A 23,195-nucleotide genomic window follows, 5' to 3' on the forward strand; every position below is an offset into this window, starting at 1 on the left:
CCGTTGATGGAGACTCTCGTGAAAGTTCTTCCGCATGCAGCCGTGGCGCTCGCGCTCGCTACTGGTTTCGCCGCTTCTTCGCTCGCCGCTACGCCTGTTTCAGCGCCCAAACCCGCGCCAGTCAAAAATATCGTTTTGGTCCACGGCGCGTGGGTCGATGGTTCCGGATGGAAGCCGGTCTACGACATCCTCGTGAAAGACGGATATCACGTCAGTCTGGTGCAGGAACCGTTGACATCGCTGGCGGACGATGTGGCGGCCACCCGCCGCGTGCTCGACTTGCAGCACGGGCCGACGATACTCGTCGGGCATAGCTATGGCGGCTCGGTCATCACGGAAGCCGGCGCGCATTCGAACGTCGTCGGACTGGTTTATGTCGCGGCGCATGCGCCTGCCGTGGGGGAGAATGAGAGCGCGCTCGGCAAAGGCATGCCGAGCTACACGTCGAAGCAATCCGGCGCGATCGAGAAGACCGCGGACGGCTACACGTTCCTCGATCCGGCGGTGTTTCCCAAATACTTCGCGGCCGACCTGGCCCCGGCGAAAGCCAGGTTCGAATCGCATGCCCAGATGCTGACCGCGGCGAATGTTTTCTCGACGCCGTTGACGGCTGCGGCGTGGACGTCGAAACCGAGCTGGGGCATCGTCGCGGGGGATGACAAGATCATCAATCCCGATCTCGAGCGCTGGTATTACGCGCGTGCGCATAGCCACATGACCGTGATTCCGGGCGCAAGTCATGCCGTGTATGAGTCGCGTCCGCGAGAGGTCGCTGCGGTCATCGAGGATGCGGCGCGGCATGCGCAGCTGTAGCGGTGGCCACTGATTCTTCTCGTTATGCGCGCGCGTGACAGAAAGAAGATGGCCGGTCCCGCGTCAGCGTCCGGCCATGCGGATGAGTGCTTTCTGACGTTAGCTGGGCTTCCGTTGCGATCGCGAGTCGTCGGGCTTACCAGCTAGACGAAGCGCCCGCACGGTCGCATTGACGCTGCCCTTGACGGCCATCGCCAGCGCGGTCTGGCCGCCTAGTGCCCCACGCCGGCACCGACGGCGAAGCGCTTGCCTTGCGCGACATCGGGGATCATCGCCTCCGCGCCGTTCTGCCAGAACTTGCCAGGATCGCTAGCCGCGCTCGTTCGCGACGAGCATGCAGAAATTGTCCTCGTAGCACCTTTTCGAGTCCGAATCTGACCTCGCGCTGCCCAGATGTCGCCACTACTATCGAATGGCTTCGACTGGTGGCATGCGTCGGTCGCGCTTCACGGGTCAAGCCAGTTCGCGGCTAATGCCGTTACTGCTAAACAAGCCACGCCCACGTTAGGCGCTATCTATAAGGAGACGTTATGGCAACAGGTCAGTGGTGCATTGCGAGGGCCGCGCGCGTGATCGCGGCTGTCGTCACTTCCGCGGTTTCGGCATACAGCATCGGTGCGACGCCGCCAGCGGGACACGAAGCCGCCTGCCAACGTCTTCAGGGCTTCGTGGTGCCGGCTTCGGAAATTGGCGAGCCCACATCCGGAGCGAGCGTAACTGCGGTCAAGCCGGTCACCGCGAGCGGAAGCGGTGCAAGCGCGTTACCGGACTACTGTGAAGTGACAGGCAAGATATCGCCGGTCGACAGGTTCGCGCCCGACATCCAGTTCAAAGTCGCGCTTCCCGCCCAGTGGAACGGCAAGGTCTTGATGTTCGGCGGCGGCGGATTCGACGGCACTATCCCCAATGTGGCAGGCAACGTACCCAATGGTCCCGTCGATGCAGCTGTGCCGCTTGGTCGCGGCTACGCGACGTTCGCCAGCGACTCCGGCCATCAGGCCAACGCGTTGGGCTCTCAGGACGGACGCTTCGGTGCGAACGACGAGGCGGTGAAAAATTTCGGCGGCGACGCGCTGAAGAAGACCCACGACGCGGCTTTGGCGATCATCAAAGCCCGCTATGCGCATTTGCCCCGCGAGGCCTATTTTGCCGGGGGCTCGACTGGCGGGCGCGAAGCAGTGACGGCCATTCAGCGCTGGCCGTCAGACTGGGACGGTGCCATCGCATGGTACCCGGCATGGGACGATGCTGCCGCCCTGCTCGGAGGGCAGCGCATGAGCCGCGCCCTGGCGAAACCGGGCGCGTATCTGTCGGTGGCGAAACGCCAGGCCGTGTACGACGCGGCGATGCAGGCATGCGATGCGCTCGACGGCGTGGCCGACGGCTTGATCAGCGACCAGCGGCAATGCAATGAGCGATTCGATCCGTCGGTCGCTACGCTCAACGGTGCGCCGCTGCGCTGCCCCAAGGGCGCGGACAGCGGCGACCATTGCCTGTCCGACGCGCAGATCGAGGCGTTGAAGACAATTAATACCCCAACGCTGCTGCGCTTTCGACCGGCTAGTGGCGAAACCTACTATCCCGGCTACAACGTGTGGGGCGCCGACCTCGGAATCACGACCCGCACTTCGCCGGTCGAGCCGGTGGTCACGTTCCTTGCATTCGGAACATCGCAGCCGGCCGATCCGATGCCGCTCACGGCGCCGTACATCAGCGTTCTCACCGACCAGTGGATCAAATATTCGGTCACGCGCGATCCGAACTTCCATTCTCTGTCGCTCGACCCGGAACAACCGGGCGTGTGGGCCAACCGCATCAGCGATCTGAGTCAGCAACTCGACGCCAGCACTGATATCTCAGCGTTCCGGCGGCGTGGCGGCAAGCTCCTGCTCGTTCACGGACAATCCGATGTACTCGTCAGCACCCGCGCCACGGAGTTGTACTATCGGCGGCTGCAAGCGCGATTTGGCGATGATCGCGTCGATTCGTTCGTGCGTTTCTACGAGATTCCCGGCATGGGACACGCTGCCAGCAGTACCTTCAATGCCACTTGGGATTCTTTGTCGGCGCTCGCCGAATGGGTCGAGCGAGACAAGGCGCCAGTCGCGCAAGTGACAAGGGATACGGCCGGCGTTCCGGGCCGCACGCGACCGCTATGCGACTATCCGAAGTGGGCCCGCTACGAAGGCGGCGACGTCAATGACGCTGCTTCGTTTCGGTGTGTGCATTGAGCACCCCAGCGCCGTCGGACGCGGGCAAGGAGGTGCATTTCGATCGCGCTCGAATGCCCGTTCCCGACGCTCTCTTGGTCCGCCGAAGGTCGAGGCATTCGCCTCGATCGACGAGAGTCCGACGGAGTTGTTGCTGGCGGCGCTCGCTAGCTGCTTAGAGCGCGGCGACAAGCGGCGCCCTAACGATGGCAATATAGACGCACACGCCGTCGATCCCATACGCCGACATGCCCCAGCGCCTGCCACCGCTCAATGCCCTCCGTCTCTTCGAAGCCGCTGCGCGACATCGCAGTTTCAAGCTCGCCGCCGCCGAACTCAACGTGACACCTGGCGCGGTGAGTCACGGCATCGGCGCGCTGGAAGACATGCTCGGCGTCGAGTTGTTCATCCGCGAGCCGCGCGGACTGTCGCTGAGCGCCGCGGGCGAACATTATCTGCCGTACATCGCCGAAGCATTCTCGCTTATTGCGATCGGCACGCAGACGCTGCCCGGCAAACATAAGCGCCGCACGATCGCCGTCACGTGTGCGCCGACGCTTGCCGCGCGCTGGCTCGTCCCGCGCCTCGCGGATTTCCGCGCGCGCTGGCCCGACATCGACATCACGATAGACACATCACGCCGTCAGGCGGGCTTTCCCGTCGATGGCTTCGATTTCGGCCTGCGCCTCTCGCGTGGTCCCGTGGATGGCGCATCGTGGCAGCGTCTATTCGGCGAGCGGCTCGTGCCCTTGTGCAGTCCGTCGTATCGCGCTTGGCTGACGGGCGCGGACGGCGTGCCTGATCTGGCGCGCGCCGCGCTCATTCATGTCGATACGGCGAGCGAGGACTGGCAGGCGTGGATGGACGGCGCGGGCATCGACGGCCTCGATCTGCAGGCCGGCCTGCGTTTCGATACCGTTCAACTCGCCTTCGATGCCGCGGCGGCCGGGCTCGGCGTGGTCGTCGGCCGTCGTCCGCTCGTCGATCGCGAACTGGCGGCGGGCACGCTCGTGGAAGCCTCGGCGACGAGCGTCCAGACGCAAACCGCTTACTGGCTCTGCGAGACGCCGCAAGCCAGCGCCCGCGCGGACACCGCCGCGTTTCGCGACTGGCTGACCGAGCAGGCGGCGGAGTTCGTCAATAGCAACGGCGACGGTTGAACTGCGCTCATCCGCCCGCGAAAAGTTTTCGTTTGTCGGCACGGGCGTTCGTTTGCGACGATGGCCGCAAGGAGGATTTGCGCCATGCCGTCACTGCCAAGCACTGCGAACACTACGAGCACGAGCCGGGTCACAACTTGGGCGCTCATCGGCGCCGCCGCGCTGATACTGAGCGCCGCGATGGGCGTGCGCCAGACCTTCGGGCTTTTCATCGGGCCGTTCTCCTTCGATCGCGGCTTGCCCGTCACGCTGATCGCTTTCGCCATCGCGCTACACAACCTCGTCTGGGGCTTCGCTCAGCCGTTCGCCGGGGCCGCCGCCGACCGATACGGCGCCGCCCCCGTCGTCGCGATGGGCGCGGCCACGTTCGCAGCGGGCCTCGCGCTGGCGGCCGCCGCGACTTCCGGATGGATGCTGGTCCTCGGGCTCGGATTGCTCGTTGGCATCGGCATCAGTTGCACGAGCTTCGGCGTCGTGCTCGCGACGGTCGGACGCGTCGCGTCGCCGCAAGCCCGCAGCGTCGCGATGGGCCTCGCGAGCGCGGGCGGATCGTTGGGGCAAGTGCTGATGGTGCCGTTCGCGCAGGAAGTCCGTGTGCATGCGGGCGTGGCGGCGTCGTTATATGCCCTCGCCTTCCTGCTGCTTCTTGCTGCGCCGCTCGGCATCGTGCTGCATCGCGCGAGCCGCCGGAGCAACGCGTCGATGGCGGTGCCGGTATCTGGCTTGAACGAATCGCGCCCGATGCCGTTGCGCGAGACGTTGGGGTATGCGTTGCGTCATCGCGGCTATCGGCTGCTGACGCTCGGCTTTTTCACATGCGGATTTCAGCTTGCGTTCATCGCCACGCATCTGCCGGGCTATCTGCTGCTCTGTCACATGCCGGTCGGGCTCGGCGCGACGGCGCTCGCGCTGATCGGCTTCTTCAACATGATCGGCAGTTGGGGATGCGGGTGGATCGGCGGACGCTGGCGGCAACATTACGTGCTCGCGTGGCTCTATCTGATTCGCGGGGGCGCGATCGCTCTCTTCGTCCTGTTGCCGACGACAAGCGTGTCCGTCGTGATCTTCGCCGCGGTCATGGGGCTGACGTGGCTCGGCACGGTGCCGCTCACCAACGGGCTGATCGCGAGGGTGTTCGGCACGCGGCATCTCGGGACGCTGTTCGGCGTCGTGTTTCTGAGTCATCAGCTCGGATCGTTTCTCGGCGCATGGCTCGGCGGTTATGTCTTCGACACGACCGGCTCTTACTCGCTGATCTGGGGCGCCACGGCCGTTGCGGGACTCGTTGCGGCGCTGCTGCATTTTCCGATCGATGACCGGGCGGTCGGCGAGGCTTCGCTTGTGGCCTCGTAATGGGGCGGAACGGACCGCCTCTACCGCCTAGAACGACGCAATGCCCCGTCCGGCGTAATGCGGGCGTCGCAGGTAACACGTGAGCGACTCACACGAGAGCACGGCGCTTTCGACGAAATGCGTGAAGCTTCGCCTCAAACTAGCCGGACCTGCACAAAGGCTCAAGTTATAGTCGTGCAGGCCGTTATCGCGATGGTAGACGACCATTCTCCGCCAAAAGCATGACCTTCCGCACAAAAACAATAACTGCCCTTGCGTTCGCAATCCTTCTCTCCGGATGCTTGACAACGGTTCCTAGCGTTGAGACGGAGCGGTCCGGAAACGCACAGACAAGAGTTCAGATCGCACGCGGAATACAGAGTCCGAAGATCGACGCAAACGGATTCTTGGTAACCCCGTGGATCCGCAGCGCGATGATGTCTGCTTTTGCTATTCGCGCAACTCAACTCGGACTTCAAATCGATCCGAACGGAGTGCCAGTAACAATTCACATCACGGGTGTTCGATCAAAGTCTGACGCGGCGCGGATGGCGTTCAACTTTTTAGGCGGAGCGGAATGGGTATCCGGAACGGTCAGCGTGGGAGACGCTAGCTTCAACGTCCACGAGGATACTTGGCTCTATTGGATGCCAACAGGATACCGGACGATCCAACAGGTAGCTGGAGCTGTCGGCACGCAGGTTGCGAACGGTGTCGCCCTCGTTGCAGGCATGCCGCTGGACGACTAAAGCAAGTGCACGAGCATCTCGTAGGCCCGGTGCCCAAGCCTGCGGAGAAGCGCACACTAAACACGATTTCGGTTGCGCCCACCGATTGAGTACTTCGTGATGAACGCCATTCGTTGTCGACAAACTCGCCGAATGCGCCGAAAGACGGCTCTGTCAGGATTCCAGGCCACTTCAACATGCGGTGAAGTCCAGTTGTGCCAATGCCGGGCGGGCGGGTAACTATGGGTGTCCGCCGACTGTATGAACCGTCGGTGTCGGCCGGTCAACAGTCGCTTAGCCTTCTGGAAACCTTCTACTGCTAGAGAATATTCAAAATCTCGTCAACGCTGATGAATCGAAACTCATAAGCACCGTTACCAGTGCGATGGATAGAACCAGCACATGGGTAAGGAAAGTGCGCGGGCATGATTATGCTTTCGGTGTCAGCGTGGGTTTCGAAGAACGCGCGTCTCGATTGGCGAGACTGGACAGGATCTACACAGAACCTAGTGTTCCAGTCTGGGTTTTCGCATTGAAAGGGAGTGTGGAATAGATGTAAGCGGTCCATCTTCGACGTCTGGCAGTGAGCGACAGTAGCGAGGACCATAGGTGTCCACCTATCTTGGAGGTGGACACCTATGACTGGCATGGACTCAGAGTTGGCAGTAGTGCGTCGCAGCAGCGATGGCCGTCGCCGCTATGACGAAAAAAGTAAACGCGCCTTGATTGAAGCAGCACTTCGTCCCGGAGTATCAGTCGCCGGTCTGGCTCAGCAGCACGGCATCAACGCCAATCTGCTGCGCAAGTGGATCGCGAAGTACCTGGTGGAGCGCGAGAATGGCATTTCGCCAGCGTCGCAGCATAATGGCAACGACGAATACAACCCGCCTCAGCCCGACAAGTCGATTAATGACGTGGCCGTCGATCTGCCAGGGTCGCACCAACCCGTCCCGGTCGCGGTAAAGCCGTCTGCGTTCGTGTCGGTCGTTTCAGCGTCGCCGACACAACCGTCCACACCGCCATCGATGACACTTGCCTTGCATGTGCGTCTGTCGAACGGCGTCGAGCTTGAACTTGGCGGGGCAATCGCGACCATCGACGAATTGACGACCATGGTTCAGATTCTGGGGAGGATGCCGTGTTCCGGTTCGACGACGATCTGAAGGTCTATCTGCACCGCGATCCCGTTGATTTCCGCTACGGCATGAATAGCCTGTCGATTCTCGTCGAGCAGTCGATGCGCCTGAATCCGATGGACACTTCCCTATACATCTTCGGAAACCGGCGTCGCGATCGGATAAAAATCCTTGGCTGGGATGGCAGTGGTTTCTGGCTTCTCATAAAGCGATTGGAGAGAAGCCACTTCATCTGGCCCGACAACAAGGCTGAGATCGTGACGATGACCACCAACGTGCTGCACGCGCTACTCGACGGCGATGACATCACCGCGATTCGACGGCATCCCAAGCAGGAATATCATCGCGTGAGCTGAACAGTGAGGCGGCGTGCAGGTCTAACCGCCATGCCGATCAACGTCACGATCACCGCCGAGGAACTGAAGGCGTTGCTTGCCGAGCGCGATGCTGCACGTGCATTGCGAGAGCAACAGGAGGCATTACGCGGCGCCTTGCGGCTCGTGACGGCCGAGCGCGATCTCGCTGAGGAGCGCCTTCGAGCCTATCGTCGCGAACTGTTCGGCGCGAAGAGTGAAGCACGAGATTCTGATCAACCTAGCTTGTTCAACGAAGCCGAGACGCTCGGCGCGAACAGCGCGCCCGCGCAGGAAGACACGCCGGAGACGACGGTCGCCGCGCACAAGCGCAAGAAGCGCGGTCATCGCAAGCCGCTTGATCCGAATCTGCCGCGCGAGGTCGTGCGACACGAACTGCCCGAAGCCGAACGCTTCTGCACGAACGATGGGCACGCGCTCGTCGAGATAGGCGCGGAGATCAGTGAGCAGCTCGATGTGATCCCCGAGCAGCTTCGGGTGATCCAACACCAGCGCATCAAATATGCGTGCCCATGCTGTGACCTCGGCATCAAGGTCACGCCGGCGCCGCCGCGCATCATCGCGCGCGGACTGTTCAGCGAATCAGCGCTTGCATGGATCGCCACCGGCAAGTATCAGTTCGGCATGCCGCTGTATCGTCAGGCTGGTTTGCTGTGTCGCTTCGGCGGTGACATCTCGTCGAACACGATCGCCGCCAGCATGGTTCGCGTTGGCCTCGCGACCCAGCCCGTGATCAACTTGATGCGCGATGCGTTGCTCGAGGCAGAGCTGATCTACTGCGACGAAACAACGTTCCAGGTACTGAAAGAGAAAGGGAGAAAACCACAAACGAAGAGCTACCTCTGGGCGCAGATGACCGGCTCGGGCGTCCCTATCCGCTGCTTCAGCTATACACCTGGACGCGGCGCCAAGCTGGCCGACAAGCTGTTCACGGGCATCCGCAAGGGCGCCGTTCTAGTAACTGACGGCTACGAGCCCTACAACGACATCGCTCAACGCTACGACCTCGTGCACCTCGGATGTTGGGCGCACCTGAGGCGGTACTTCATCAAAGCGGAGGACAACGTGCCCAAAGTCGCCCGTTCGCCCGATCTGCTCGCGACACGCTTCATCACGCTGATCGGCAAGCTGTTCGCTGCAGAGGCCCGCTCTAAGAAATGGAAGCCTGAGCGACGACAGCGATTGCGACGGCGATACAGCACGCGCATCCTCGACGCCATCTACGCCTTGGCGCTCGCGCAGTCGCCCGGCATCGTGCCAAAAAGTCTGCTTGGAAAGGCACTGACCTATCTACGCGAGCAGTGGCCGAAGCTGATCCGCTATGTCGAGAACGGCAGTTGGCCTATCTCGAACAACCCTTGTGAGAACGCGATTCGCCCCTTCGTCGTTGGGCGCCGTTCATGGCTTTTTAGCGACACGGTTGCAGGGGCAAACGCTAGTGCAAACCTCTACAGCCTCATCGAAACGTGCAAAGCCGGCGGCATCGATCCTTATCGTTACCTCCACTGGTTATTCCAGCGCCTTCCGCTGGCGAAGACCGTCGACGACTACGACGCGCTGCTTCCCTGGAAGATGCCCGCAGATCTCCGCTGACCCACTTCGCTATCACGTATCACGGCGCTCTACCACCTTACTCTGAGCGGCGTCGTTCGTGGATCGCTTACGAATAGATCGCCAGATATGACTGCCCGCCGACCACCGCTTTCGATGCAAACTCCGACGTGACCTGGCGTATGCCCCGGAAGTGGAATCAAGTGAATCGACGAATTGATGACATGTCGATGACCGATCATATCGGCCTGCCCCGCCTCAAACAGCGGCAGAATGCTGTCTCCGATGTAGTCTCCCGTTCGTTCGAGTGGCGACTTGGCCGATTCGCTCGTCCAGAAATCAAACTCTTCTTTAACGAAAAGGTAGCGCGCCTTCGGGAAAGTAGGTCGCCATCTACCGTCTTCGTAGTACGTGTTGCACCCCACGTGGTCAACGTGCAAATGCGTGGCCAGCACCAGATCAATATCGTCGACGCCGACGCCCGCGGCCTCGAGCCGATCCAGCCAGCCGAACCTCGCGTGATTGAACTCGGGCCGCGCTCTATTCTTGCAATCTCCGACACACGTATCCACCATCAACCTCATACCCTGGCTTTCAACGAGGAAAGCCTGTATCGCGATGACGAGCCGCCCGCTGCCGACGTCGTACAGATTGGGATCAGAAGACGCTCGGGATGCCGATATCGATTGCTCCGTTGCGTCAGGATAAATCTCCTGCCATCGCAACAGGGGTGCCACTGATTCAGCGATCACAGTGACTTTGACATCCCCTATTCGAAGTTGATATACGAGCGGCTGATGCTGATGGGAAGCCAATAGACTGTGCATGATGACGCAACGCAAAGGGGGTGGTAGATCAATGCCGCGCTGTGAAGAGGTGATGAAAGTCATTGGCGGCAGAGACGCCGCCACGACAGTCACGCTGCTTCGTTCGCGGACAACGCTTGACGCACTGGTTGCCGTGACCTGTTCTTGAGCAGATCCAGTGCGACATCGACAATCATGTCTTCTTGACCGCCCACCATTTTGCGTCTGCCCAATTCGACGAGAATGTCGACGGTCTTCAGGCCGTACTTGTCGGCCGCGAGTTCGGCATGACGCAAGAAGCTGGAATAGACGCCGGCATAGCCGAGCGCAAGCGTTTCGCGATCCACACGTACCGGCCGATCCTGCAGCGGTCGGACGAGATCATCGGCAGCGTCCATGAGCCGGTATAGATCGCAGCCATGATTCCAACCCTGTCGCTCGGCCGCTGCAACAAAAACTTCTAGTGGGGCGTTGCCCGCGCCGGCGCCCATCCGGCCAGACTCGCATCGATGCGATCACACCCCTCTTCCACGGCAACCAGCGAATTCGCTACGCCGAGACTTAGATTGTGATGCGCATGCATCCCAGTTTGCGTACTGGCGTTGAGCACATCCTTGAATGCGCGAAACCGATCTCTGACATCGTTCATGCCTAGCGCACCCCCAGAATCGACGACGTACACGCACGTCGCGCCGAAACTTTCCATCAGCTTGGCCTGTTCGGCGAGCTTCTCGGGCGTCGTCATATGGCTCATCATGAGGAAGCCGACCGCGTCCATTCCAAGTTCGCGAGCAAACTCGAGGTGCTGGCGCGATACATCGGCTTCGGTGCAATGCGTCGCGACGCGTACCACGCGCGCACCTGCGTCGAAGGCATGGCGCAGATCGTGAGTGGTGCCGATGCCTGGGATCAGCAGTGTGGCGATTTTCGCAGTCTTGACGCTTTCGGCTGCGGCGGCAATCCACTCGACGTCGCTGTGGGCGCCGAATCCATAGTTGAAACTCGATCCTTCGATACCGTCACCGTGGGCAACCTCGATGCTGTCGACCCCGGCGTCGTCGAGCGCCGCAGCGATCGATTTGACGTGCGCAATGCTGTATTGATGACGGATTGCGTGGCTTCCATCGCGCAGGGTAACGTCGGAAATGTAGAGTGTTTTGCTAACAGAAGTCATTGCGTCGTCTCCTTGTAACCGCGCGCGATGCCAGCGGCGATCCGGCGCTCTGCCATCATGTCACCGCAGGCGAGTGCAGCCGACGTCATGATGTCGAGATTGCCTGCATACGAAGGCAAATAGTGCGCTGCGCCTTCCACCTCGAGAAACACCGATGTCTTGAGACCGTGCTTCAATCCAAGCCCCGGCACGTTGAGCGGCGTGTCCGGAGGGATTTCGTCGAACTGCACCGCCTGCTTGAGGCGGTATCCTGGAACGTACATCTGTACCTTTCGCACCATCTCAGCGATGCTTGCCTCAATGACTGCCTTATTGGCTTGTTCGGACAAGACGAAAACGGTGTCACGCATCATCAACGGCGGCTCTGCCGGATTCAGCACGATGATGGCTTTACCGCGTGCCGCACCTCCCAACGCTTCGATCGCAGCGCGTGTCGTTTCCGTGAATTCGTCGATATTAGCGCGCGTGCCTGGCCCTGCCGATCGGCTGGAGATGGATGCAACGATCTCCGCATAGTGGACCTTGGCAACACGCGAGACCGCAGCGACGATAGGAATAGTGGCCTGACCGCCGCATGTGACCATATTCATATTCGTCGCGTTCTCGTCTTCGAGATTGATCGCGGGAATCACATACGGGCCGATCGCGGCAGGAGTCAGGTCGATCACCTGGATACCATGAGCCTGCAATATGTTATTGTGGCGTCTGTGCGCCCCTGCTGACGTCGCATCGAATACGATGTCGATTTCCTTGAACACATCGAGTTTCAAGAGACCGTCGACGCCTTCCGCGGTCGTCGCTACATTCATACGTGCCGCACGAGCCAATCCTTCAGACCTCGGATCGACGCCGACCATAGCAGCCATCTGCAGGTGTCTGCTATTACGCATCACCTTTATCATTAGATCGGTTCCGATGTTGCCAGGCCCGATAATGGCGACTTTTACCTTGTCGTTCATGTGTGACTCCAAATGTGAATGGTCGCAAAAGCAACACAGGGCGTTACTTCAGTCTTTGACGTTGAAACTCGCGCATCCCAGTTGTTCCATGTCGACCGAAACATGTTGTCCGGGCCTGATCCATTCAGCCGGAGTCGCGCCGCCGGCCATCACAATCCACCCCGCTTGCAGCGGCTCTCCCGCTCGAGCGGAAACACGCGCCGCGGCTACCAGTGAACGGAGCGGATGACCAAGCAATGCAGCCGTTGATCCGACTTGTACGACGCGCCCATCGATGTTCAGGGTTAGACCAAGGTTCGAAAAATCGATGTGCGGGTCATGCCAGGCACCGATTACGAAGCCGCTAGACGACGCGTTGTCCGCTATTACTTCTGGCAGTGAGAACTTAAAGTCCTTGTATCGCGAGTCGATGATCTCAAGCGCGGGAGCGATAGCTTCGACTGCGGCCAACGCTTGTGGGCCAGTCACGTCGCCTTCAAGCGGTCGCTTCAAGATGAAAGCGATCTCCGGTTCAACGCGCGGATGCACAAAGCGCGAGAAGTCGATTGCCGTGCCCTCCTCAATTTGCATGTCGGCCGTCAAACGCCCCCAGATCACGTCCGACAAGCCCATCTGAGCCATCTTGGCGCGGCTGGTGAAGCCCATCTTCACACCTACGCGCCGCTGGCCTCGTTCGATGCGCCGTTGGATGGACGCGGCCTGAATGGCATACGCCGTATCAAGCGACAGACGCCCTTCAGGGTCGAACTGCGAAACTTCTGTCGCATTCACTGCCGCCTCATCGAGCAGCATTGCATATTCCAAAACATTGCTCATTGATGTGCCTTACTCACGTCGTGATCGAAAAGTGCGCGCACGGAACCGAGACCGTTTATCCGTGCCTCGAAGGCGTCGCCCGGGTTGACGCCGACCATAGGCCCTAATGCGCCTGATAGAACCAGGTCGCCCGCCTTCAAGGGCGTGCCACGCGCAGTCATCGTTCGGGCTAGCCAGACGGCAGCATTGAGCGGGTTTCCCAGGCATGCCGCTCCGGCACCTACGGATACGAGACCGCCCTGCCGTTCCATCGACATCCCGCAAAGACGCAAGTCGAAACTCGATAGCTTGCGCGGCGCGCTGCCTAGCACGTACGCACCCGACGATGCGTTGTCAGCGATCGTATCGGTAATGCGGATATTCCAGTCGGCGATGCGACTACCGACGATTTCGAGTGCTGGCAATGCGTATTCGATCGCATTCAGAAGGTCGACGTGGCCCGGATTCGGCACTTCGAGATCTCGGCCCATGACGAAAGCGATCTCCGCCTCGATCTTCGGTTGGTGGAGAATCACTGCGGGAATGGGTTCTCCGTCGCCATAGCCCATGTGGTCGAACAACATGCCAAAGTCGGGCTGATCGACTCCGAGTTGCTTCTGCACAGTCAGCGAGGTCAAGCCAATCTTGCACCCTACGAGGCGGCGACCGTTGGCAAGATGATGATCAGTATTGATACGCTGGATCGCGTAAGCATCGTCGATGCTCATTTGTTCATAGGTCTCACGCAGTGGCGCGATACACTCACCTATCATTGCTGCATCGCGCAGCGCGGCCGCAGCCTGTTGAGTGTCCATAAGCTTCCTAATCTCTCCAAAGTCGACAACGAACGTCATTGCTGCGATGGGGACACGACCTAAAAGAACATGCTCTCAAGCGCCGCCCCGGGATCCTCGGCTCGAATCAGTGCTTCCCCAACGAGAAAATTGTTCACCCCGACTGAACGTAGCGTCTGCACATCGTCTCGGGATCGAATGCCGGACTCCGAGATGACGGTTCTGTCCTCGGGTATCAGGTGACGAAGTGCAATGGTTGTCGCAACGGACGTCTCGAACGTTGTGAGATCGCGGTTATTCACACCGATGAGAGGCGTCTTCAGCGCAAGCGCCGTTTCCAACTCCGCAGCGTCGTGCACCTCGACGATCACCGCCACCCCAAGGTCGGATGCAACGCTTTCGAGCTCCTTCATCGCGTGAACATCGAGCAGCGCTGCGATGAGGAGAATGCAATCGGCGCCCATAGCACGCGCCTCCCAGACCTGGTACGCGTCGACGATAAAGTCCTTCCTAAGCACGGGAAGGCGTGTGGCCGAACGCGCGGCACGAAGATCGGATGCGCTTCCGCCGAAGAACTCCCGATCCGTCAGTACCGAGAGGCATGCCGCCCCCGCCCGCTCGTATGAGCGCGCGATGCTGCCAGGATCGAAGTCCGGCCGCAGAACGCCTTGCGCCGGGCTGGCCTTTTTCACCTCGGCTATGACGCCAGGCAGCCCCGCGCTAGTCTTCGCGCGCAACGCACCGGCGAAATCTCTGACATCTCCGGTCGTCGCGATCTTCTGCAGTTCGGGAAGCGGCATGCGCTCGCCAGCCAGCCTGACCTCCTGAGTTTTGAGTTGAACAATTCTTTCTAGAATGGTGCTCATGCCGATATCCGAAGCCTTCGTCCTTCCAACATCACGTTATTGGTTTGTGCTACGTCCAACGCGTGCGACTCGTTAGTGGAACGGCAAGTCGGCGTCAGACCGCATCCGGCCTTTCAGAACTTGTGACGAATCCCGGCCACTACGGCCACTTGTTCCTTTGTACTCGATGGAGAGGACAAGAACAGGACGGCTGGTGCGTTCGATCCTGACGCACGAATATAGTTGGCGAACGCAAATACATCCGTTCTCTTGGAAAGGAAGTACTCCACACTCACCTGCCCCTGGTTCCAGTGCGGGTTGGACGATACGCCCCCGTAAGCGCCGTGGGTATAGAGATATGCAGCGGACAAAAAGAAGGCCGGCGTCACTCTGTACTGACCGACCACGCTGAGATTGTCGAGATGCAGACTTGTGTTGTCGAGATAGTTGTACCGGACATCAGAGACGATGCCTCCCAGGCTGAACTTCTCGAAGTTATACTCTGCCCCACCGGCGGCTACGCGCTGTTTGCGTACGCCGACCGAGTTGCTGAGAGGACTGGTATGGAACAGTTGAAAGGGCGCACCAGCATAATCGTCCGATACCGCACCGCTCGGATTCGCAGTTCCGGGGTGGTCGATTCTAAATAGACGAGCGAATATCGCTGACTGGTAAGGGCGTAATTGAGCCCGGCGCTGAATGCGCGGTTCTGCTGGAAACTGCCCGCCTTGTTGCTGAACGCATATAGCGCCTCGAACCCAAATCCGCCCCATACTGGGCTCGCATATTTGACCGAGTTGCTGTACCGAAAATTGCCTTCGATGTTGTCGTTGCTACCTACGCTGACACCGAGGCCCGGGCCCATCGCCTGTGGTTCGATACGGTCCAGGTAGTCCCATAGCATGTCGTACTGTCGACCGACAGTGAGCGTCCCGTAAGTCGAACTCGACAATCCGACAAACGCCTGCCGGCCGAACATTCGCCCGCCTTGCCCAAGCTTGCCGCTGTTACTATCGAAGCCGTTCTCGAGCGTTCCAACCGCGGATAAGCCGCCGCCCAGATCTTCGCCTATCTTGAATCCAACGCGATTATTCTGGTTGGCGCCGCTGATCATCGTCCAGTTGCTATGCCCGCCCTGGTTGCTGAAGTAACCGAGCCCGTTCGAGATGATCCCGTACAAGGTTACCGAGCTCTGAGCTAACGCGGTCGCAGACGCACAGAACGACACGACAAGCATACCTAACTTTAGCCTCATGACGACGCCTTTTGGGTTGGTGCTCTGCACTGGAGCAAGACTTCTTGCTGTTGGATTGAGCCGTGACAGTTCCGCTATTGCCGTTACGTACGGTCCACTGGTTTATCCCTCAGATCGGCTTTCCTGCGCTCGACTCCCAGTTCCTCATGAGCGCGTTGCTTGGCAGGGTCTCATCGATCATTTTCTTGGCGGTCTGAATTCCGGCGACCGGCAGCCCTGTGGGATCGAGAACGCCAATCTGTACCAGGACCGACGCCTGATCCCAGTAGATGTGCTCGTTATAGAGCTTGTCGCCTCGGAAGCAGATCACGGCGAGCATCGGAATCTCGATGTACTTGCCGGTCGGCGCTAGCCCGGGAAGCATCCAGTCAATCTCGCGATCGTGAGTGGCGCAGAAAATGAACTCATCGACGATGCGGTCCGCGCCGATGGTGCGCGAGACTGGAATGAAATGCGTGTCCGCCGGATTGGCGTGAACGAAGTGATACTTGTAGAACCGTTTCAGATCCTTGTAGCCTACTCCGCCCGTCATGGTCGGCACGTGATTGACATACGGCGCGGCCACCATGGTTGGCAAGATCGCATCGATATCGCGCGAATCGAACTCGTGGTAGCAGTGCAGTTCCCAGAGAGAATTCAGGTCATAGATGGGACCGAGCACTTTGCGCAACAGCGCGATAGTGCGCGAATAAGCCATCATCGCGGCCGGCTTGTCGAAGTGTTCACGTTGCGGAGTCGCAAAAGCGTGGTCACACCCTGGATACACGTACTGTTCGACTCCAGGTACCTTAAAGAGTGCCGACTGGATCGTCTCGCGTGTTGCCTCAGGACAAAGTGCGTCTTCCCCGGCGAAATGAAAAACCATCGGGCATCGGATCGACGAAACGTCTTCCAGATACGCATCGAGCCCCACACCGTAGTAACTCACGGCGCAGTCGAGATCGGTGCGGGCGGCAGCCAGCATCGCGAGTTTGCCGCCTAGACAATAGCCCACCGCGCCGACTTTTCCAACGTGTTGCTCGAGCGAACGGAGGCTCTTGATTGTCGACGAGATGTCCCTCATCGCGAGATCGACATCGAACTCGTTGTTATATCGCAGCGCCGTGGCGAAGTCCTCGCCGGTGTAGCCGAGATTGACGCCAGGCTTCATGCGCCAGAACAGATCAGGCACCAGCACGACGTAGCCTTCTTCGGCGAATCGATCCGCCATATCCATCATGTAGGCGTTGATGCCAAAAATCTCCTGCAACAGGATCAAGCCAGGTCCCGAACCTTGCCGGGGCCGCGCGAGATATGCACAGAAGGTTTGGCCGTTTCCAGCGTCAATGCCAATGTATTCACCGTTCATGATCTTCCTCGTTCGTTACTCAATACAACGTGATTGCGGCTCCCGAGAGTCCTCAGAGCGTCAAAAGGCGCGCGTGCAGGGCCTGACGATCCGCGGCCAGTCCACGAGCGATTTCCTGTGCCATCGTTCCCATGTAGACCTCGTCCGCGTCGCCTTCCAATGCTGCAAGCACGGCGTCGACTGCTTCTCCGACCGGGATTTTCGGGGGCGGGACGTTCCGGCTCATTTCCGTGTCGATCGGTCCGGGAAGGACAGAAATAACCCGCACGCGATGCGGCGCGAGTTCGGCTCGCGCGCCCTCCGTCATGCGAAGGGCCGCAGCCTTCGATGCACTTAGCGACGCCATTGAAGGCAGGGCGACGCGTGCGAGTATCGAGAGAACATTGATGATGGCGCCGCCGTCCGATTTGAGCGCGGGCGAAAATGCGCGCATCATGTTCAACGTCCCGAAGTAATTCACTTCCATCTCGGCGCGTGCCGCTTCTGCGTCATCGGCCTCTAATACCCGCTGGGTTCGGTTCAGCCCTGCGTTGTTGATGAGTAGCGTGGTGTCTTTGGCGTTCGACGCCGCCCTCGCCACCTGTCCGATGTTCGTGATGTCTACTTCAACCGGTACGACGCGCGGATCGCCATCAGCAACGCCTCCCATCTCCTTGACGCCCGCATAGACCTTGCTCGCGCCTCGCTTCAGCAACGCTTCGACCAGTCCCGCACCGAGCCCACGGTCGGCGCCTGTCACGAATGCCACGCAGCCTTCAATTTGCATCACAACCTCCTGAACCGGACGGACGCGCCAGATTGAAAAAACGTTGGGAATTGACGCCGAGAATCTTCTCCTTCGCTGCGTCGCTTAGTTGCGGGTGATTCGAGACCAGGTCGCCAACCCTCTTTTCGCCGAGCGGAAACGGATAGTCGGAGCCGAGCAACACACGGTCTTCGCCCATCGTCTCGACGAGTAAGCGCAGTGCGCCATCGCTGAAGACCGCACTATCGACATAGAATCGATCGACGTACGAAGCTGGTGGATTCGGGCAATTCTCTCGAACGATGTCTCGTTGCTCCCACGCGTTCTGCACGCGCCCCAACAAGAACGCGAAACTGCCGCCGCCGTGGGCGAAGCAAAGCTTGAGCGTTTTGGGGATGCGTTCGAACGCGCCCGAGAGAATCAGCGACACTATGCTTAACTGAGTTTCAGCCGGCATGGCGACGAGCCAGGGCAACATCCACTTCTTCATGCGCCCGTCCGTCATCATGTCCCAGGGATGCACCAGCACCGGTATATCGTCGTTAGCGCAATGCGTGAGGAACGTCACCAGGTGCTCGTCGTCGAGATCGCGCGGGCCGAGGTGATTGCCGATCTGCACGCCCCGATGACCGGCACGGTGTGCGCGCGTAGCTTCGCGGCATGCGAGTTCCACGTCCTGCAGCGGCACTTGAGCCAGCGGCATCAGGCGCTGCGGCGCGTGCGAGCAAAAATCCAGCGCGCGATCGTTCATTCGCATGGCCCATTCATGCGCCGCTACCGCGTCGTATCGATACCCGAACATCACGGGTGTCGCGCACATGAGCTGAATGTCCACGCCGCATCTGTCCATTTCGGCAATCCGCGTGGCGGGGTCCCACAAAGCGCGATAGACGGGTCGAAAGTCACGCTCGCCTGTCATGATCATCCCGGTTTCCCCGTCGGCCCCGATCCTGAGCCATGGTGCATGGTGTGGGTCAAGCGCCCTTGCTTCGTTTTGCGAAATGCGCGGAAAGAAGTGGGAATGCATGTCAATTCGAACTGTCATGTTGATTCGCTTTCGGCAGGTTCGGTTAATCGGTTCGGCCTTGCTTGCCCGGATGAACGACGCCGCAACGTGGACAGCGACGCTTGTCTTCCGATGCGTAAAAAGCGTCGAAGAGCGGCGGCAGGTCGTTGACAATGTTCTTGAGTTGCAGCTCGACGCGATGAACGCGCTCTCCGCATGCATCGCAATACCACTCGAACCCGTCCAGTGTGCCTTCCGGGCGTTGACGCTCTATCACAAGGCACGCGCTACCCGGCTCCGGTCGCTGCGGTGAATGGCGTACGTGCGGCGGTAACAAGAACACATCGCCCTCATTCAGCTCAACGCGCTCGCGTTTGCCGTCGATCCACAAATTGAGGTATGCGTTGCCGCGCAGCTGATAGAAGAACTCTTCGAGTGGATCGTCGTGGTAATCGGTTCGATAGTTCGGCCCGCCCACCACCGTGACGATAAAGTCACTGTCTTGCCATACCTGCTGGTTGCCCACCGGCGGCTTCAGAAGGTGCGCGTGCTCGTCGATCCAACGTTCGAAATTGAACGGCTTTCCGTAACTCAGCATGCTTGTCTCACTCAAAGGAATCGATATGTCATGCGTGCGGTTTGTTTTTCAACGTACCGGCAAATAAGCGACGGCCTTCATCTCGACAAGCAGATGTGGATGCGGCAACTGGTGAACGGCGACAGTCGTTCGGGCTGGACCTGTCTCGTCGAAATATTCCGCATACACCTCGTTGTAGCCACGAAAATCGCTCATGTTCACGAGGAAGGCAGATATTTCGACGAGGTTCGAAAGGTCCGCGCCCACGCTCTTGAGTATGTCGCGCATGTTTTCGATCACCGCGCGCGTCTGTCGACGGATATCGAGCGCGGCAGTGCCGAATTCATCAGCGAATGCGCCATCGATCGTGTTGTCCGGACGTCGAGAACTGGTCCCCGATACGAACAGGAAGTCACCGGCTCGCGTGATGTGCGGAAAGCGCCCCCGCGGCGTCGCCTTGCCCGGCACTACGCGCCCCTCAATGGTCTGATTCATGCGATCCTCACGCAGACGTTCGTCAATTCGGAATAAAAGTCGAGCGAATGGCGGCCGCCCTCACGTCCGAGCCCCGACAGCTTGGCGCCGCCGAACGGCGTGCGCAGGTCGCGCACGAACCAGGCATTGACCCATACGATCCCCGTCTCGATCTGCTTTGCGACCCGATGTCCACGCGCAAGCTGTGTCGTCCAGATGCTTGCGGCAAGGCCATACGCGCTGTCATTGACGCGTTTCACAACCTCGTCTTCGCTATCGAACGGCGCGATGTGGCAGACGGGTCCGAACACCTCTTCTCGTACGCATCGCGCGGAATCGGGCAAGCCCGTCCAGATAGTCGGCATCACGAAGGCACCTTCGTCCCGCGCGTCGCCAAAACTCGGTGCAGCGCCGCCGGTCACGACAGTCGCTCCTTCTTCGACGGCAAGGCGGAAATACGAGAGCACCTTGTCGCGATGGCCGCGCGAAATGAGCGGTCCCATCGTGGTAGCAGGATCGTCCGGCGCACCGACGCGCAGTGCTTCCGCCTGTTCCTTGAGCGCCGCGACGAAGCGCTCGAAGATTGGCCGCTCCACATACACCCGCTCGCTACAGAGGCAAACCTGGCCCGCATTCGTGAAGCTGGATTTGAGAACACCCGCGACCGCCGCATCGAAGTCCGCGTCCGCGAATACGACGGCCGCGTTCTTGCCGCCCAGTTCGAACGACACTTCCTTCACGCCGTCCGCAACGGCCTTCAAATCGCGCTGCCGGTGCGCGACTCGCCTGTGAAGGTAATTGCACTGATATCGCGATGACGCGTCAGGAATTCGCCAGCCGCGTTCTGACCGTGCCCATGAATGAGATTGAAGACGCCGGGCGGCAAGCCGACATCGTGCATGATCTCGGCGAGCAACGTTGCAGAGCTTGGCGTCTCCTCGGAAGGCTTGGCAACGACGCAGTTGCCCATGGCCAGCGCCGGCGCCACCTTCCAGGTGAACAACAAGAGAGGCAGATTCCACGGCGATATGATGCCGATCACGCCGAGTGGCTTGCGCGTTACATAGTTGATCAACTCACTGCCGTCCGCCGCGTGCGTCTCGAAGAATTCACCGCCTGCAGTGCGGATAAGATCCGCAAAGGTCCGGAAATTGGCAATGCCGCGTGCGATGTCGAGGGTGCGAGCCTGCGCGACGGGTCGACCGGTATCGGCGACTTCGGCGGCCACGAACTCATCGAAGCGGGCTTCGATGCCGTCTGCGATCTTATGCAGCCATGCGGCCCGTTGGGCAGGCGTGGTGTCCCGCCAGCCAGCCTTCTGAGCCGCGTGAGCCGCACATACGGCGCTATCGACCAGCGCGGCGTCTGCTTCGCAAACATCGGCTAGCTTGCGACCATCGACCGGACTCAGGTTCGGAAAGGTCGTGCCGTTCGCGACGAACTCACCGTTGATGTAATGGCGCAACAGTTGCCGGTCGCGCGACGTTGAAGCCAATTGAGATGTCACACCCTTCTCCTGCTCGATTGAATTTGCCTTTCCGTGCACTTCTTCGAAGCTGCATGGACCCTGACCCCTACCACGCTCTGCCCGCGTCGTTCCACGAACGATTGCCGCGTCGGTCAGGCGATCGGCAAGGCAAGAACGCGGTTCTGTTCGTCGATTGCAAGCCTGACGGTCTCGCCAGCGCGCACGACGCCCTTGAGTCGCGCGATGACGATCGGACCTGCATCCGTAGTCACGCTCGCAATAACTACGTCCCCGCCATCTTGTGCACCGACGCGACGGCGCACGGTTGTCAATTCGTCGACACTGCCGCGTTCGGCCACTCGCTCGCGCCACTCGGCGCCACCGCATTCAAAGCAGAGATAGCGCGCAGGGAACACGGTTGAACCGCACTGTTCGCATTGGAAGACTTTGAGTGTCATTGCACACCTCGCTCGACCGCTTCGAGCACCACGGCATTCGCGCACATGCCATAGCGATACTCGACCATTCCATAGCCACTCACGACCGCTAGTCGCGCATTCGGCACCTGCCTCTCGCCCGCACGCCCGCGCAACTGGGTCAGCGCCTCCACGAGACCATGCATGCCGCCTGCGGCGCCTGCTTGTCCCGCGGACAGCTGACCACCCGATGTATTCACTGGCAGATCACGCGATTCGATGCGCGCGATCATCGCGCGAAGATCGCCGTCGGGCGCGAAGCCGAGATCGGCCAGTTGTGCAATCGCCATTACGGGGTAGTCGTCGTAGGCCGAGACCATGTCGATGTCGTCCGGCGTGACACTCGCCTGCCGCCATAAATCGCCGGCGATCGAGGCCAATGCAGTCTGTGTGCCGTCCCCTGTTTGATGATCGCTGTTGTAACGGCATTGCAGCGCGCGCACACGAACGTTTCGGGCGCGACGCACGAGATCGGCGCGGGCGATGATCACTGCGTTCGCCCCGCTGACCACGGGTACGCAATCGAATCGGCCCAACGGATCGGCGATCATTGGTGCTTCTAAATACTCGTCGATTGTCAGCGGCGTTCTGTAGACTGCGCTCGGGTTCATTCCCGCCCACGCGCGTTGCGCCACGCAAAGCGCTCCGTAGTCGCGGCGGGTGAGGTTGTAATGCTTCGCGTGACGCTGCGTGAGCATCGCGAACAGTCCGTTCGGCCCGCCGAACTCCAGCGGCCGCAACCAGTTGCGCGTCGTCACGTTGTAGTGGTCGACCAGGCGTTTGAAGTCAGCCGGCTCGAACCGATCGCCGGACACGAGCGCAATGACGTTCGCATCGCCATGCTGGATTGCGCGTATCGCGTGTTGCAGCATGTTGATGGCGCTTGCTCCACCGTGACAATCGTCCATGCACCAGCGTGGACTGAGCCCCAGCCGCCAGGCTAGATCGATGGCATGGTCGGGAGCCAGCGTAAAAGACGCTACGCCGAGCCCATCGACGTCCTTTGCCGAGAATCCCGATTCGTCGAGGGCGGCGGCGAACGCGCGGGCCAGCAAGTCGCCTGTGGACTCCGACGTCGCCTGTCGCCGGTACGGCACTTCCACGCCGGCTGTCAGCAATGCTTCGTCGCGTGTATCGAGTGTCATCTTTAATTTCCTTGGGCCTGACGA

The 23,195-nt window shown here is 60.2% G+C and carries 20 protein-coding genes and 3 pseudogenes; 8 read left to right on the plus strand and 15 right to left on the minus strand.

The features are described 5' to 3' along the window. Nucleotides 1-18 precede the first annotated feature (18 nt). The 8 genes from LDZ24_RS25870 (at nucleotide 19) to LDZ24_RS25905 (ending at nucleotide 9,346) form a co-directional block, all read left to right on the plus strand. Nucleotides 19-813 (plus strand): alpha/beta fold hydrolase, encoded by a 795-nt coding sequence (locus LDZ24_RS25870; protein WP_248324723.1) that lies wholly within the window; start codon nucleotides 19-21, stop codon nucleotides 811-813. A 530-nt stretch (nucleotides 814-1,343) separates the two neighbouring features. Continuing rightward, on the plus strand, nucleotides 1,344-3,044 hold the full coding sequence (locus LDZ24_RS25875; RefSeq protein WP_248324725.1) for a tannase/feruloyl esterase family alpha/beta hydrolase: 1,701 nt from the start codon (nucleotides 1,344-1,346) through the stop codon (nucleotides 3,042-3,044). A gap of 227 nt (nucleotides 3,045-3,271) precedes the next feature. After that, the gene (locus tag LDZ24_RS25880; RefSeq protein ID WP_248324726.1) at nucleotides 3,272-4,183 is read left to right on the plus strand and encodes a LysR substrate-binding domain-containing protein; all 912 of its coding nucleotides are present in this window, start codon (nucleotides 3,272-3,274) and stop codon (nucleotides 4,181-4,183) included. 84 nt (nucleotides 4,184-4,267) lie between these two features. Further along, on the plus strand, nucleotides 4,268-5,536 hold the full coding sequence (locus LDZ24_RS25885) for an MFS transporter (RefSeq protein ID WP_248324728.1): 1,269 nt from the start codon (nucleotides 4,268-4,270) through the stop codon (nucleotides 5,534-5,536). Nucleotides 5,537-5,949: 413 nt separating this feature from the next. Next, on the plus strand, nucleotides 5,950-6,264 hold the full coding sequence (locus LDZ24_RS25890; RefSeq protein ID WP_248324730.1) for a hypothetical protein: 315 nt from the start codon (nucleotides 5,950-5,952) through the stop codon (nucleotides 6,262-6,264). Between the two features lie 617 nt (nucleotides 6,265-6,881). After that, entirely contained in the window at nucleotides 6,882-7,406 is a 525-nt protein-coding gene (locus LDZ24_RS25895) for a transposase (RefSeq protein WP_248320380.1), read from the plus strand. Then, entirely contained in the window at nucleotides 7,382-7,735 is a 354-nt protein-coding gene (gene tnpB / locus LDZ24_RS25900) for an IS66 family insertion sequence element accessory protein TnpB (protein WP_045463971.1), read from the plus strand. The genes LDZ24_RS25895 and tnpB overlap by 25 nt, the downstream gene beginning before the upstream one ends. Nucleotides 7,736-7,765: 30 nt before the next feature. Then, on the plus strand, nucleotides 7,766-9,346 hold the full coding sequence (locus LDZ24_RS25905; RefSeq protein ID WP_248320381.1) for an IS66 family transposase: 1,581 nt from the start codon (nucleotides 7,766-7,768) through the stop codon (nucleotides 9,344-9,346). Between the two features lie 29 nt (nucleotides 9,347-9,375). On the opposite strand, the gene LDZ24_RS25910 is transcribed toward LDZ24_RS25905, so the two are convergent. From LDZ24_RS25910 to LDZ24_RS25980, 15 genes and pseudogenes are all read right to left on the minus strand, one after another. Next, nucleotides 9,376-10,194, minus strand: a complete 819-nt coding sequence (locus LDZ24_RS25910; protein ID WP_248324732.1) for an MBL fold metallo-hydrolase — start codon at nucleotides 10,192-10,194, stop codon at nucleotides 9,376-9,378. Nucleotides 10,195-10,220: 26 nt separating this feature from the next. Continuing rightward, nucleotides 10,221-11,284: pseudogene (gene dmpG / locus LDZ24_RS25915) on the minus strand (4-hydroxy-2-oxovalerate aldolase). Beyond that, a complete protein-coding gene (locus LDZ24_RS25920; RefSeq protein ID WP_248324734.1) occupies nucleotides 11,281-12,243 on the minus strand; it encodes an acetaldehyde dehydrogenase (acetylating) in 963 nt (320 codons plus the stop codon). Before LDZ24_RS25920 ends, dmpG begins: the two are co-directional and overlap by 4 nt. Nucleotides 12,244-12,291: 48 nt before the next feature. Next, a complete protein-coding gene (locus LDZ24_RS25925; protein ID WP_248324735.1) occupies nucleotides 12,292-13,059 on the minus strand; it encodes a 2-keto-4-pentenoate hydratase in 768 nt (255 codons plus the stop codon). Next, the gene (mhpD, locus tag LDZ24_RS25930; protein WP_305854740.1) at nucleotides 13,056-13,853 is read right to left on the minus strand and encodes a 2-keto-4-pentenoate hydratase; all 798 of its coding nucleotides are present in this window, start codon (nucleotides 13,851-13,853) and stop codon (nucleotides 13,056-13,058) included. Before mhpD ends, LDZ24_RS25925 begins: the two co-directional genes overlap by 4 nt. Before the next feature lie 59 nt (nucleotides 13,854-13,912). Then, nucleotides 13,913-14,698: an indole-3-glycerol phosphate synthase TrpC gene (gene trpC, locus LDZ24_RS25935; RefSeq protein ID WP_248324737.1), complete on the minus strand. Its 786-nt coding sequence runs from the start codon at nucleotides 14,696-14,698 to the stop codon at nucleotides 13,913-13,915. 113 nt (nucleotides 14,699-14,811) lie between these two features. After that, nucleotides 14,812-15,914 (minus strand): annotated as a pseudogene (locus LDZ24_RS28220) (porin). A 127-nt stretch (nucleotides 15,915-16,041) separates the two neighbouring features. Then, entirely contained in the window at nucleotides 16,042-17,280 is a 1,239-nt protein-coding gene (locus tag LDZ24_RS25945) for a dienelactone hydrolase family protein (protein WP_248324738.1), read from the minus strand. Between the two features lie 52 nt (nucleotides 17,281-17,332). Further along, on the minus strand, nucleotides 17,333-18,046 hold the full coding sequence (locus tag LDZ24_RS25950) for an SDR family NAD(P)-dependent oxidoreductase (protein WP_248324739.1): 714 nt from the start codon (nucleotides 18,044-18,046) through the stop codon (nucleotides 17,333-17,335). Next, a complete protein-coding gene (locus LDZ24_RS25955) occupies nucleotides 18,036-19,070 on the minus strand; it encodes an amidohydrolase family protein (protein WP_248324741.1) in 1,035 nt (344 codons plus the stop codon). Before LDZ24_RS25955 ends, LDZ24_RS25950 begins: the two co-directional genes overlap by 11 nt. Nucleotides 19,071-19,095: 25 nt before the next feature. Continuing rightward, nucleotides 19,096-19,629 (minus strand): 3-hydroxyanthranilate 3,4-dioxygenase, encoded by a 534-nt coding sequence (locus tag LDZ24_RS25960; protein WP_248324743.1) that lies wholly within the window; start codon nucleotides 19,627-19,629, stop codon nucleotides 19,096-19,098. A 48-nt stretch (nucleotides 19,630-19,677) separates the two neighbouring features. Then, nucleotides 19,678-20,103: a RidA family protein gene (locus LDZ24_RS25965; RefSeq protein WP_248324745.1), complete on the minus strand. Its 426-nt coding sequence runs from the start codon at nucleotides 20,101-20,103 to the stop codon at nucleotides 19,678-19,680. Continuing rightward, nucleotides 20,100-21,589, minus strand: a pseudogene (locus LDZ24_RS25970) (2-hydroxymuconic semialdehyde dehydrogenase). Before LDZ24_RS25970 ends, LDZ24_RS25965 begins: the two are co-directional and overlap by 4 nt. Before the next feature lie 113 nt (nucleotides 21,590-21,702). Further along, nucleotides 21,703-22,008, minus strand: coding sequence for a Zn-ribbon domain-containing OB-fold protein (locus tag LDZ24_RS25975; RefSeq protein WP_248324746.1), 306 nt, complete (start codon nucleotides 22,006-22,008; stop codon nucleotides 21,703-21,705). Then, nucleotides 22,005-23,171 carry a thiolase family protein gene (locus tag LDZ24_RS25980; RefSeq protein WP_248324748.1) on the minus strand — a complete coding sequence of 389 codons (1,167 nt, stop codon included), beginning with the start codon at nucleotides 23,169-23,171 and terminating at the stop codon, nucleotides 22,005-22,007. Before LDZ24_RS25980 ends, LDZ24_RS25975 begins: the two co-directional genes overlap by 4 nt. Nucleotides 23,172-23,195 lie beyond the last annotated feature (24 nt).

The sequence above is a fragment of the Caballeronia sp. Sq4a genome, assembly GCF_023170545.1.
Lineage (GTDB): Bacteria > Pseudomonadota > Gammaproteobacteria > Burkholderiales > Burkholderiaceae > Caballeronia.

Coding starts and splice junctions, on each gene's coding strand:
- LDZ24_RS25875 (WP_248324725.1), top strand. CDS start 1,344: ATGGCAACAGGTCAGTGGTGCATTGCGAGGGCCGCGCGCGTGATCGCG.
- LDZ24_RS25880 (WP_248324726.1), top strand. CDS start 3,272: ATGCCCCAGCGCCTGCCACCGCTCAATGCCCTCCGTCTCTTCGAAGCC.
- LDZ24_RS25885 (WP_248324728.1), top strand. CDS start 4,268: ATGCCGTCACTGCCAAGCACTGCGAACACTACGAGCACGAGCCGGGTC.
- LDZ24_RS25890 (WP_248324730.1), top strand. CDS start 5,950: ATGATGTCTGCTTTTGCTATTCGCGCAACTCAACTCGGACTTCAAATC.
- LDZ24_RS25895 (WP_248320380.1), top strand. CDS start 6,882: ATGACTGGCATGGACTCAGAGTTGGCAGTAGTGCGTCGCAGCAGCGAT.
- LDZ24_RS25905 (WP_248320381.1), top strand. CDS start 7,766: ATGCCGATCAACGTCACGATCACCGCCGAGGAACTGAAGGCGTTGCTT.
- LDZ24_RS25910 (WP_248324732.1), bottom strand. CDS start 10,194: ATGACTTTCATCACCTCTTCACAGCGCGGCATTGATCTACCACCCCCT.
- LDZ24_RS25920 (WP_248324734.1), bottom strand. CDS start 12,243: ATGAACGACAAGGTAAAAGTCGCCATTATCGGGCCTGGCAACATCGGA.
- LDZ24_RS25925 (WP_248324735.1), bottom strand. CDS start 13,059: ATGAGCAATGTTTTGGAATATGCAATGCTGCTCGATGAGGCGGCAGTG.
- mhpD (WP_305854740.1), bottom strand. CDS start 13,853: ATGGACACTCAACAGGCTGCGGCCGCGCTGCGCGATGCAGCAATGATA.
- trpC (WP_248324737.1), bottom strand. CDS start 14,698: ATGAGCACCATTCTAGAAAGAATTGTTCAACTCAAAACTCAGGAGGTC.
- LDZ24_RS25945 (WP_248324738.1), bottom strand. CDS start 17,280: ATGAACGGTGAATACATTGGCATTGACGCTGGAAACGGCCAAACCTTC.
- LDZ24_RS25950 (WP_248324739.1), bottom strand. CDS start 18,046: ATGCAAATTGAAGGCTGCGTGGCATTCGTGACAGGCGCCGACCGTGGG.
- LDZ24_RS25955 (WP_248324741.1), bottom strand. CDS start 19,070: ATGACAGTTCGAATTGACATGCATTCCCACTTCTTTCCGCGCATTTCG.
- LDZ24_RS25960 (WP_248324743.1), bottom strand. CDS start 19,629: ATGCTGAGTTACGGAAAGCCGTTCAATTTCGAACGTTGGATCGACGAG.
- LDZ24_RS25965 (WP_248324745.1), bottom strand. CDS start 20,103: ATGAATCAGACCATTGAGGGGCGCGTAGTGCCGGGCAAGGCGACGCCG.
- LDZ24_RS25975 (WP_248324746.1), bottom strand. CDS start 22,008: ATGACACTCAAAGTCTTCCAATGCGAACAGTGCGGTTCAACCGTGTTC.
- LDZ24_RS25980 (WP_248324748.1), bottom strand. CDS start 23,171: ATGACACTCGATACACGCGACGAAGCATTGCTGACAGCCGGCGTGGAA.